The 11,744-nt window shown below is 61.7% G+C and carries 10 protein-coding genes; 2 read left to right on the top strand and 8 right to left on the bottom strand.

Annotation, left to right across the window (positions count from 1 at the left end; all coding sequences use genetic code 11):
- Positions 1-8: 8 nt before the first annotated feature.
- Positions 9-353 (bottom strand): RidA family protein, encoded by a 345-nt coding sequence (locus NKJ91_RS02040; RefSeq protein WP_352454257.1) that lies wholly within the window; start codon positions 351-353, stop codon positions 9-11.
- 50 nt (positions 354-403) lie between these two features.
- Positions 404-1,723: an alanine racemase gene (locus tag NKJ91_RS02035; RefSeq protein WP_352454256.1), complete on the bottom strand. Its 1,320-nt coding sequence runs from the start codon at positions 1,721-1,723 to the stop codon at positions 404-406.
- 77 nt (positions 1,724-1,800) lie between these two features.
- Between NKJ91_RS02035 and NKJ91_RS02030 the strand changes: the two genes are divergently transcribed.
- Positions 1,801-2,742 (top strand): amidohydrolase family protein, encoded by a 942-nt coding sequence (locus tag NKJ91_RS02030; protein ID WP_352454255.1) that lies wholly within the window; start codon positions 1,801-1,803, stop codon positions 2,740-2,742.
- Here the strand turns inward: NKJ91_RS02030 and NKJ91_RS02025 are convergent.
- Genes NKJ91_RS02025 through NKJ91_RS02010 form a run of 4 tightly spaced genes read right to left on the bottom strand, consistent with a single transcriptional unit; the run spans position 2,716 to position 7,225 of the window.
- Entirely contained in the window at positions 2,716-3,687 is a 972-nt protein-coding gene (locus NKJ91_RS02025) for an ABC transporter permease (RefSeq protein WP_352454254.1), read from the bottom strand. The genes NKJ91_RS02030 and NKJ91_RS02025 overlap by 27 nt on opposite strands.
- Complete coding sequence (locus NKJ91_RS02020; protein ID WP_352454253.1) at positions 3,684-4,649, bottom strand: ABC transporter permease; 966 nt, start codon at positions 4,647-4,649, stop codon at positions 3,684-3,686. Before NKJ91_RS02020 ends, NKJ91_RS02025 begins: the two co-directional genes overlap by 4 nt.
- Positions 4,646-6,154, bottom strand: a complete 1,509-nt coding sequence (locus NKJ91_RS02015) for a sugar ABC transporter ATP-binding protein (protein ID WP_352454252.1) — start codon at positions 6,152-6,154, stop codon at positions 4,646-4,648. Before NKJ91_RS02015 ends, NKJ91_RS02020 begins: the two co-directional genes overlap by 4 nt.
- A gap of 18 nt (positions 6,155-6,172) precedes the next feature.
- Positions 6,173-7,225, bottom strand: coding sequence for an ABC transporter substrate-binding protein (locus tag NKJ91_RS02010; RefSeq protein WP_352454251.1), 1,053 nt, complete (start codon positions 7,223-7,225; stop codon positions 6,173-6,175).
- Positions 7,226-7,466: 241 nt separating this feature from the next.
- Between NKJ91_RS02010 and NKJ91_RS02005 the strand changes: the two genes are divergently transcribed.
- Positions 7,467-8,267 carry an IclR family transcriptional regulator gene (locus NKJ91_RS02005; protein ID WP_352454250.1) on the top strand — a complete coding sequence of 267 codons (801 nt, stop codon included), beginning with the start codon at positions 7,467-7,469 and terminating at the stop codon, positions 8,265-8,267.
- A gap of 1,655 nt (positions 8,268-9,922) precedes the next feature.
- Here the strand turns inward: NKJ91_RS02005 and NKJ91_RS02000 are convergent.
- Together NKJ91_RS02000 and sctT are read right to left on the bottom strand one after the other, a co-directional pair.
- A complete protein-coding gene (locus NKJ91_RS02000; RefSeq protein WP_352454249.1) occupies positions 9,923-10,723 on the bottom strand; it encodes a D-glutamate cyclase family protein in 801 nt (266 codons plus the stop codon).
- A gap of 203 nt (positions 10,724-10,926) precedes the next feature.
- Positions 10,927-11,742 (bottom strand): type III secretion system export apparatus subunit SctT, encoded by an 816-nt coding sequence (gene sctT / locus NKJ91_RS01995; RefSeq protein WP_352454248.1) that lies wholly within the window; start codon positions 11,740-11,742, stop codon positions 10,927-10,929.
- Positions 11,743-11,744: the final 2 nt, after the last annotated feature.

Here is an 11,744-nt window from a genome sequence, read left to right as displayed (position 1 = left end):
GCGGCGGCTCAGACAGCTGCGATCGCAGTGACCTCTATGCGGAGGTCGGGATCGGCGAGACGCGCCTCGACACAGGCGCGCGCCGGCAGGCGCGCAGGATCCACCCAGGCATCGTAGATGCTGTTCATGGCATCGAAGTCGGCGATCTGCGGCAGGAAGATGTTGATCGCCACTAGCCTCGACTTGCTGCTGCCGGCCTCGACGAGGAGCGCCTCGACCTTGGAGAGCACGTCGCTCGTCTGACCCTCGATGCCGGCCTTGCGGTCGTCTGCCACCTGGCCTGCGATGTGCACGAGGCCGCCATAGACGACCGCCTGGGACATGCGGGAGCCGGACTGGAAGTACTTGATCATATCAGATCCTTTCGAGGTTCTCTTTTTTTGGAAGTGGCCGCGATATCTGGTCAGCCGAAATAGGTAGGAAAGGCGTGGCGGACATACCCGGCCGCGTCGGCGCCGAAGATCACGCGATAGCGATCGAGGCAGGTGCAGGGGTGCGAGATGCCGAATTCAACGACGTCACCAACGGCAATATCGTCGCCCGACGCAATTGTCAGGAAGGCGTGCTGGTCGTTGAGCTTGAAGACCTCGGCACGCGCTTTCGGCAGCTGCTTGCCGGCACGAAAGATGGTCACGACCTTCGGAAAGCCCTGGTCGAACGACACGTCGCGCATGCCCATACCGCAGATAGCAAGGCCGGGCTCCGGCCGCGACAGTACCTCGGCCCACAGGCGCAAAGCCGGATGGAAGGAATTTCGTGCGGAAGCACTGACGCCGCCGATCGCAAAACCGTCGCGGGCATCGAGTGCGCCGAGCGACCTGTCGTAGACGCCATGGTCGTGAAAGAAAATGGCGCCGCTGCGCAGCACCAACGTGGCATTGCCGTCCCTGGAGACGAGGGGCGAAAGCGCTGCGACCACCTTGTCGAAGTACACCGAGCCGCCGGCGGTGACGATCAGCGCGGTGTCGCCGCCGACGCGGGCGCGGAGCCGCAGGAACATATCGGCTGTCATTGCCAACAGGGCGGATATCGCCTCATCGGTGCGGCCAGGATCGGCTTGCGCCGCGGCACCTTCGTAGGCTGCGACGCCGGCGATCAGCAGCCGCCCTCCGGCTGCTACAACCGCGTCGGCGATCGCCTCGGCTTCGCCGGTGGTCCGGGCGCCTGCCCTCCCCACACCAAGTTCGACGAGCACGCGCAATGGCGGCAGCGTCGCATTGGCGCGCCAAGCTTCAGCAAGCGCATTCACTGCGTCGAAAGAGTCGGCAAAAACGTAGAACTCGGCGCTTGGCCAGGCGCCGACAAGGACAGCAAGTCGGTTCGCACCACCTGGTCCGCCGACCTCATTGGCGATGATCAGCCGAGAGAGCCCGGCTCTGAGCATCACTGTGGCCTGCCTTATGTCGGCGACGGTCGTGCCCCATGCTCCGGCCTCGATCAGCGACCGGGCAAGGTCAGGCGCCATCGGGGTCTTGGCATGCGGGGCGATCACGGCGCCCTGTTCTCGCGCATACCCCAGGAACAGGTCACGATTGGCGATGAAGGCTTCCTCGTCGAGGGTCAACACCGGCAACGACATACGTCCATGCGCTGGATGCCAGCGCTCAGATGCGACAAAGCTGCTGTCCAGCCCGAGGGTGCCAGGCGGCACGCCGCGGATACGATCGTCGAGCAGGAAATTTTCACGGGTCGCGAGCGACAGTACGGGTGAGTTTTCGGTCATCCGATGCTAGTCCTTTCGCTTTCGCAGGATGAAGTCCGGATCGATTTCCGATGCCGGCCACACCATGAGAGAGATACGTGCCAAAGCGTTACTGCGGACCGATCATCGATGCCCACCATCACCTTTGGGATCTCGGCCTCGGCCGCCATCCCTGGCTCACGCCCACGGCTGGCGAACGCGGCGGTCTGGGCGAGCTTGGCCCCTTGCGGCGAAACTACCTTCCTGAAGATTATTTGCGCGACGCCGGCCAGCACAGTGTCGTCGCCACCGTCCATGTTGAAGCCGGTTGGGCCGGGGATGACTGCGTCGGTGAAACGCGGTGGCTTGAAACCCTCGACAAGTCGCGCGGCGTGGCCGCCCGTTACGTCGTTCACGTACCTCTGGCGAACCGCCAAGCGCCGGCGCTGGTCCAGGCGCAGGCGGCATTCGACCGTGTCGTCGGCGTACGCGACATACTGAGCTGGGATCCGGATCCCGCCCGTCGTTTTGCCGCCCGCGACGGCATCATGGACGATCCGGCCTGGCGTGCCGGCCTGTCCCTGCTTGGGCGTCGCCGGCTGGTTTTCGACCTGATGGTGTTTCCGCGCCAGCTCACCGGCGCGGCGCGCCTCGCAGCGGCCTTTCCGAACCAGCTCTTTGTTCTCAACCATTGCGGCAGCCCGATCGATCGCGATGCGGACGGGATGCGGGTGTGGCGCGAAGGGCTGCGGCTTTTGTCGGAGCGCGAGAACGTCGCCATCAAGATATCGGATCTGGTCGCCTACGATCATGATTGGACGCTCGACAGCCTAAGGTCGGTTGTCATGCATTGCATCGACTGTTTCGGTACGCGGCGCGCGATGTTCGGCAGCGACTTTCCGGTCGCCGGCCTGCATGCATCGTTCGATGCGGTGTATGACAGCTTCAAGGCCATTGCAGGAGAGCTTTCCGCGGACGAGCAGACGGCACTGTTCTACGGCAATGCACGGCGCATTTATCGGCTGGACGATATGTCATCGGCGGGCCTGCTCTCTGCCTGAGAGAAGCAGCAGCCCCAGGATCAGCGACCCGAACAGGATGCTGCGCCAGCCGGGCGATGCGTTGACCACGGTGATGAGCGCGGTGATGGTGACCAGCAGGATGGCGCCCGGAATGGTGCCGGCATAGGTGCCGAGCCCGCCGAGGATCGAGGTGCCGCCAAGCACCACGGCGGCAATCGAGGCGAGCAGATAAGGATCGCCGATACCGACATAGCCTTGTCCGTTCATGCCGAGGACCAACACACCGGCAAGTCCCGCACAGAAGCCGCTGATGCCGTAGACCGCCAGCGTGGTCGCGGCGACGGGAACCCCGGACAGCGCCGCGGCGAGCGGATTGGCGCCCATCGCGAATATCCGGGCGCCGAGCGATGTCGCATGCATCGTGGTCAGAACGATCACTGAAATGACCATCCACAAAAGCACGCCTGCCGGAATACCGACCGGCCGCGCATTGCCGAGCCAGCGGACCAGCGGGTTCTCGGCGGTCACGGCACTGCCGCCGGCGATGATGATCAGCAGACCTTGCAGGAATGTCGCCATCGCCAGTGTCATGATCATTGGATGAACGCGCAACAGCGCCACGCCCAGCCCGTTCACCAGACCGATTGCGCTCGTCAACGTGAGAACTGCAAGAACGGCGGTGAGCCCTGTCGGATCCGCCTGCCACGAAAGCAGCGGCAGGCTGACAGCGCTAACCGTGACGATCGCCGCGACGGAAAGGTCGATGCCGCCGGCAATCACCACGAAAGTTTGGCCCGCCGCGACCAAGCCGATCACCGCGCCCAATTCAACCAAATAGCGCAAATGCCCATAAGCGCCGAAGCCACGTGAAGCGAAGCTCGCCGCGATCCATACCGCCGCAACTATAGCGATCGTAAGGAAGGGCCGGCTGCGCAGAATCGTCAGTGCGCGCCTGCCGCTCACGCTGTCTTTCCGTGCTGTCATTGCTGCACCTTGCGGAATTGCGGGATGGCGACCGCCCCGATGATGATGAGGCCCTGGGCGACATATTGGGCGACCGGCGTGAAGCCGAGGAAGAACATGACACTGATCATCAGGCTGAGCAGCAGGCTGCCCGCAAGAGCGCCGCGCATGGTACCCTGGCCGCCCAGGAAACCGATGCCGCCGAGCACTGCGGCGGCAATGGAATTCAGCGTGAACGCCGTGCCGATGACTGGATCGCCCGAACCCGTTTGCGCGGCGATGAACAGGCCGGCGCCTGTGCAAAGCAGGCCGCTAATCGCGTAGGCGGCGATCCGGGCACCGTCGACCGGCACGCTGGAGCGGTAGGCGCCGACGGGATTTTCGCCTGCAGCATAGATGCTCAAACCAAGCGGCGTGGCGAGATAGAGTTTCCACAAAAGCACGATGAGTACCAGCAGCACGAATGCCGCCGGCGTGTTGCCGGCAAGCAGGTCCGACAGCCACTCGGGTATGGCGCCGCCCGGCCTCGGCAGGATGAGCAGCGCAGCGCCGCCGATAATGAAGGAGCCAGCGAGCGTCACCACGATTGCCGGCAACCGAAGTTTCACGACGATGAACCCGATCGCGGCACCGATGCCGAGACCGGTCAGCGCCACCGCTGCGGCACTGCCGGCTACGCCCAGCGGCCCAGTCATCGTCGTCGCAGCGATCACCGCGCCCAGGCTGACCATGGCGCCGATGGCCAGGCTTATGCCGCCGGTGAGCATGAGGATCGCCTGGGCCATGGCGACCAGCGCCAGCGGAAACCAGCTCTGGGTGAATTTGGCGAAACCGGACGCTGTCAAGAGGCCGGGAAACAGGGAACCGTAGGCAATGACGAACGCCAGGACCACAGCGAACAGGCTGCGCACGCCGACATTGCGGCGCAGCTGAACCGGCCAGTAGAGCGCGCCGGCTTGGCTTGAGGATGCAACCGCGCTCATGCCGCAACTTTCTGCTGTTCGGCGCCCATTGCGGCGGAAACGATGGCTTCCTCGCTCAGTGCCTCGCGCTCGAGCATGGCCACGATGCGGCCTTCGCGGACCACGCCGACGCGGTCGCAAAGGTGCACCAGTTCGGGTGTGTCGGAACTGAGCAGCACGATCGCCTTGCCGGCGGCGGCGAGTTTGCGAAGCATCATGTAGATCTCACGCTTGGTCTCGACATCGACGCCGCGCGTCGGGTCGTTGAGGAGAAGCACAAGCGGCTCGTGTGGCATCCATTTCGCCAGCGCGACCTTCTGCTGGTTGCCACCTGAGAGTGCCTGCGCCGGGCGGTCGAGGTCGCCCTTGATGGCAAGCTGGGCGGCGAGACCCCTTGCCATATCGCGCTCGGCACGCCGGCTGCGCAGCTTCAGCGCCGGCAGCCTTGCGAAGGCGGGCAGCATCATATTGGTGATGATGGGATGGATCAGGTGCAGGCCTTCGCGCTTGCGGTCAGCTGGGACATAAGCGAGGCCGAGCGCATTGGCGTTCGGCACGCCGCGGGGCAAACCCGAAACACCGTTAACCGTCGCGGATACCGTCCTGGCGGGGATCGCGCCGTAGAGGCCAAGCAGCAGATCTTCCTGCCCCTGCCCGACCAGGCCGCCAATGCCAAGCACCTCGCCCGTCCTGATGTCGAGATCGACGTCGCGCATCAGGCCGGCCGAAAATTTACGCACCGAGATGGCGTCGGCCGGCGATGGCGAAGGCCGCCATCGTGGAAAGAGATCGCCGGGGTCGCGGCCGACCATCAGCCGTACCAGCCCGGCGGCATCGGTTCCTTCCAGCGAGCAGTCCGCCGTGCAGGTCCCGTCCTTGAGCACGGTGACATGCTGGCACAGCGTCATCACCTCGTTCAGTCGGTGTGAAATGTAGAGAATAGCGATGCCCTCGCCCCGAAGCCTCTCCAGCAGGTCGGTGAGGATTTTTGTCTCAGTTGCCGATAGCGATGAGGTGGGTTCGTCGAGAATGAGCACGCGCGGCCGGCGGTAAAGCGCCTTGGCGATCTCCACCATCTGCCGGCGGCCGAGGGACAGGTGCCCCACCGGCGTAGACAGCGGTTCGTAAAGCCCGACAAGATCGCATGCGGCTTTGGCCCGGACGGCAAGCTCGCTGTAGTCGATCAAGCCGAACCGTTTGGGATAGGCACCGAGCCCGATGTTTTCGGCAATGGACAAGCTGGCCGTCAGGCTCAGTTCCTGCTGGACAACAGCGATCCCGGCCTGTCGCGCATTAGCGGGGGTCATGCGCGAGACCGGGCGCCCATCGACCTCGATCGCCCCGCCGTCCGGGCGCAAGGCGCCGGACAAAAGGTTGATCAGTGTCGACTTACCTGCGCCGTTCTCGCCCAGCAACGCATGCACGCGGCCCGGCTGGAGAGCGATGGAAACGTTGCGCAGAACGGGGTTGCCGAAGAAGGACTTCGACACCCCCCGCGCGGCGAGAAGCGGAGCCGTGGTTGTCAATGCTACAACCCTTCAGCCTTATTTCTGGGCCAGCAGCTTCTTAAATAGATTCTCATCGTACGGCGAATAGATATAACCGTCAGCCGGGAAATCCTTCGCCCGGGCGAGGTATTCGTCGATGTTGGAATTGTCGATCACCGGCAACGGGATCTTGACGAAAGCCGGCACATCCTCGCCCTCCAGTGCCTGGACGGCGGTGTAGGTGGCGAAGGCGCCGAGCCAGTTCGGCTGCATCGTCGCCCAGCTCTTCAGGCCCTTTTCCTTCCACAGTTCGAGAAACTGGCGCGCATTCTCGCCGGTGATCGGCACCTGGTCGCGGCCCTGCTTGTCGAGCGCGAGCACGGCGCCCGCCGACAACGCGCCGCCCAGCGACAGGATGCCGTCGATTTCGGGGTTGGCGAAAAGTAGGCTGGTCACGGCCTCTTGGGCGGGCGCGACATTGTAAGGCGTGTTCGTCTCGGCAAGCACCTTCACATCGGGATGGGCCTTAAGCTCGGCATCGGCGCCTTTGCGCCGGTCGTCGCTGACCGAAACGCCGGCTGGGCCATTGAGGATGAGGATCTTGCCCTTGCCACCGATGGCGTCGATCAGGAACTTGGCCGCCTGGTCGCCCCACTGTGAGGAATCGGTGTTGACCTTGGCGGTCACCTGGTCGGTATCGACGAGGCTGTCGAAGTTGATGATGGCGATGCCCTTGGCGCAGGCGTCCGCCAGCACACGCGCCGGCGCGGTCGACGAACCAGCGATCAAGATGATGGCATCGACATCGGAATCGATCATCGACTGGATCTGCTGAATCTGGACGTTGGCGTCGCCCTGGGCATCGGTCACGACGAGCTTGTCCACCAAGCCTTGCTTTTTCAAAGTCTCGACTTCGGCTTCTATCGTGCCCTGTGTCTGCTTCATCCAGGTCGGCACTGAATAGATATTGGCCCAGCCGATCGTATATGGTGCTTTGCGATCGCCCTTGATGCATTTAGCGGCGGCGTTGGCTTGCGAACCGGCGCCGAGGCTGAGGAGAAGGCCGAGGCAAAGGGCACTGGCGGATGCGAAAAACGATGATTTCGTCATGATTGTTCCCTTCTGAGGTTATGGCCTGGGCGTGCGGGGTCGGGACGAGAAAACCCGCCGGTTGCCGCATCTCGGAAACCGCCTGTTTTCTCGTCAGGACTTTCTGCGCCTGGCTCGTTATTGTCCGATATTTCAGACGTTAGGCCTGTATATCGGACAAATGGATGCTAGACTGAGCCTTGACATCTTTCAAGCGTCTTGAGACGAGGGCCGAAATGATTTTTGCGCGGGTGCGGCCTACATGAGCGATGGCGTCACTGGTCTAATTGAAACGGAAGCCGGCGCAGAGCCGCGCAATGGCGAGCGCCGCCGCGGGATCGACCGCGTCATCATGCTACTCGAGGCCCTTCTGCGGCACCGTGCGCCGATGCGCGTCGGCGACATCGCCAAGATGATCGGCGCGCCGCGTTCAACCACTTATGAAATCGTCAACAGCCTGCTGGAAGCCGAAATGCTCGAGAACGTCGGAACGGAAGGCTATGTCTATTTCGGAAAGGCGATGCATCTGTTCGGCTGGGCCTACTCACATCATAATGCCCATTACCGGCGCATCATCGAAACCCTGGACAGACTAGGCGCGGAGACGGGCGAGACCGTCCAACTGTGTGGCCTGCGCGGGAACAAATACGTCGTGCTTGATTGCCGGGACTCTCCTGGCCCGTTCCGGATTTCAAGCGATGTGGGAGTCGAGGTTCCGATCCCGTGGACGGCGTCCGGAAGGTTGCTGCTCGGCCACATGAGCGAGCAGGAAATACGGGACTTCATTGCGCCTGGCGACTACAAGCTTCCCGACGGCCGCGTCATTGCACCAGCCGAGTTCTTCGGCGATGTCGCTCTGGCGCGCCAGCAAGGTTTCAGCGAGACCGCCGCACTGGCCGACCGCTTCACCTGGTGCATGGCCGCGCCCATCCGCGACGGCAACGGGGCCATCAACAAGACGCTTTGTTTCGTGTTGCCCGTCGACACGCCGGAAACGCGGCGCAGCGAATTGCTCGCCCTGCTATGCGAGCGCGCCCGTGGGTTGTCGTTGGCGGGAAGCTAGTAAAAAATCGGCACGCGAAGATCCGGGATAGGCTCCGTTCGTTCAACCGCAGCAGCGAAGCCGGAACTGGTACTCCGGTGAGTATGGCAAAGGCGGCAGCGCGCTCCTGCTACCAGATCTTCTAATTATTTGATTTCTAGATTTTTAGTACGGGTCGCCCGACAACATTGACCTCCTAATGAGTATCTTCAGTCGGGCGAGGTCGCGACGGATGCGAGGTCCAGAACCATCGCTATAATCGCCCTCGAGTGTGAAGGATGTAGGCCTCGGCTGGCGCACGAAGGCCACAAACGCAAGCTCGAGCTCGGCTACACCCGTCGCCCAACGGCACACGCAGCGGACGCTTCCCTGACATCTATATCTAGATGATGCGGTCGTCTATAAAGCCATCTTCAAGGACGCCGGCGGTACGATCATCCGGACTCGGAGGCGTGTTCGGACGTCGTCTACCTTACTTTAGAACTCCTGACACTAGATTCGTAGGTTGATGGGCTCACTTTACTCGGCCGCAGCAACGAAGCTTGAATTGGCAGTTCGATGAGTGTGGTTTTCTTTTAGCGATATCAGTAGTTAGGCGCCATAAGCGCCAGCCTGGTTGAGCACGATGATCTCGCCATCGATGATAGCGCTTTGCACGTTGAGTCTCTTGGCGGCCCCGAAAGGTGTCGCTACTTCGTCGTCCAATCGACAACGCGGCGAGTGAGAATGCGAATATCGGCGTCATCGATCACGAAGTCGAACTTGACCTCGAGTGTCCATCCCTCCCCCTTAGGGCAGATTGTCCACCAGAGTCCGCATCATACGGCCAATGAACGCGCCCGGTCCGGCTAGACGAGCTAGAGGAACGGAACACTATCATTTTATTGAATTACTAATGACGCATGAAACGGGCTATAATTCGCTCGTAGCCGGCAGCCCCGCACCCGGCACCGGGGCCAAGCGCCACGGGTCGCCGGCCAACGACGAAGCAGGGTTTTTCGAGTTCTGCCCGTTTGTGGCCAGACGTTCGACAAGCGAAACCTTGGCGAGGTGCTGCATCACTATCTCCCCGGCCACATCGCGCTAGCCACTTGTCTAAGCTGGCTGGAATTCCGCGGAGTGCCCGACTTCCTGCAGGGAAGGCCACGACTGGCACAATGGTATAGATCCTTCGTGGAACGCCCTTCAATGCGTGCCACACCCTACGACGGCGACACGCGAGATTGATATCGATCGCCAGGCTTTCGAATCCAGCATGTGTCGGTCATCAGCCAAGCATTCTCGAAGCCAAGAGAAAGCCTGGCTGCAGCCCGCCAGGACCGCGGTTGCGATCCGCGCGCGCGGATCGGGGAAATTTCGGACGCAATGATGTAATCTCGAATGGATGCGCCATGGCCCGTTGTTAAGGTAGTGTTCGCGCGGAACCTTTGCGAAGGCCTCGATGACCGCAGGGTTGTGTAAGACCGGTGACGCGACACGCAGGTCTTCGGCAAACCATCGGCGCGCTTCACTGGCATCGGTTCTTGTCGGCATGGAATATCGGCTCCCGGATTGCGCGTACCCGAGTCATGCTCTCAGAAAACCGAACGGCGGCAAAGGGTGCCTATCCTCGCGTCCGCCCTGCAGTCGAAGTGATTCGGAGCCGTTGGATCAGGCAAGCTCCGACTTGAGCACGATCATTGCAAGCTCGCGCCAAGTTCGAAATTAGGCCAAGACAGCGCTCGTGCATCCACGTCGGTGATCAGCATATGGCCCGGCGAGACTGTGATGGAGATCGCGAGTTCGGCACGAGCAAGAGCGTCTTGGGCGGTCAGGCTGCTCGCCCAGAATACAGGGATCTCCCCGTCCAAGACTTCGACGGCATCACCCCAGTCGGGAGCCATCAAATTTCGGATGCCGACCGTCGTGGGCTCTCCGACATGGATGGGAGACCCGTGCGCATGCGGAAAGCGCGCGGTGAGCACGCGAACCTTGTCGATTTCGCTATGCCGTATCGGACGCATGGAGACGACCATTTCGCCACCGAACGGTCCGACTTGGGACGTCTCGATCTTGGTGCGGAACTTGGGGGCGGTTTTTCCACGGCCGATACGCCGGAGTTTCACGCCTCGTTCGACAAGCGCGGCCTCGACGGTGAGCGAACTGCCGAGCGCGAAGGCCGCAAAGTCATCTCGCCACAGGTCGATGATGTCTGTGGTCTGGCGGATCATCTCGCCGAAGTGATAGATGCTGTACTGTGGTGCATCGGTCCGGATATCGATGTCGCCCAGCGCAGGCAGAAATGGGCTGCCCGCACGGCTCACACCGACCAAAGGGCAGGGTTTCGGATTGCGGACACAAAACTGATAGAAATCGGCGGCAAAGCTGCGCGGTACAATCACGACGTTGGCCTGGAGCTTGCCGCGCGCAAGCCCTCCTGTATGCCCTTCATAGGCACCCATCCTGACGAGTCTGCGCAATCTGCCCGCATCGACCATTCGCAAATCCTCGTAGATCGGTAAAGTGATCGGGCGAGCCATGGCTTCCAACGGATGCGCGTTTCAACGACACGTCGAGAGCGCGTAAGATCATCGGCGGGTCTGCCGCTTGTCAAATCATCAGAATCTTTCCTCATTGATAAATCGTATTTATTGGCCGGCGAAGGATGGCGCTTTTTATTAGCTTTTGCTCATATTTATTCTCATTGACACTCGCGGCAGCCGATCGCTTCTATCTGTCGGCTTGCCTCATGCAGGAAACCAAGATCGCGGTTCATGTAGAAGAGCAGGAAAGCCGCATAGAGTACAAAGACGAGACTGAACACCAGCGTCTTCACGACCAGCGACAGTGCAAAAACATTCAGGTGCGGAGAGGCCCGCGCCAGGAAAGCCAGCACAATGTCGGACAGGAGCATGCTGATGATGAGTGGGAAAACGAGGGTCAGCGCCATCGCCATGATGCGATTCAGCAGACGCAGGAATATTCCCGCAGCATCCTTGCTGAATACAGGCAGAAGACTGTCGATCGGCCACAGGCCGTAGCTCTCGTAGAGACTGGTCAGGGAAAGCTGCAGGCCGCCGGCAGCCAGGTAGATTGTGACCATGATGACCGCGAGCAAGGTGCCGGTAGCACTCGTCTCGTGCGTCATCATAGGGTCGATCAGCGTCCCCATCGTAGAGCCCCGCTGCAGGTCGAGGATGTCACCGGCAGCCTCTGCTGCCCAGAACGGTATCCCCATACACAGCCCGAGCGTTACACCGACCACAACCTCCTTGAGAATGTAGGCTGCGATCATCGTGGTCGTGATGTCGCTGTTCGTCAGCTTGCTCACGACCATTGGAAAGATTGGAACTGCCAGCGCCAATGCCACGCCATTGCGCAGAAGCCCTGATAGCGGCACACGCGAAAACAGCGGCATCAGAAGCATGAAACCACCCACGCGTGCGAGCGCGAAAGCGCCTGCCAGGAGATAGACCTGAAGGTCTTTGACAGATGCGAAGAGTGGTTCGACCGGCACCT

This window comes from Mesorhizobium sp. M0040 (genome assembly GCF_040323505.1).
Taxonomy (GTDB): Bacteria; Pseudomonadota; Alphaproteobacteria; order Rhizobiales; family Rhizobiaceae; genus Mesorhizobium.
Note: the sequence above shows the minus strand (reverse complement) of the source record. Positions and strands in the feature narration are given on the sequence as shown.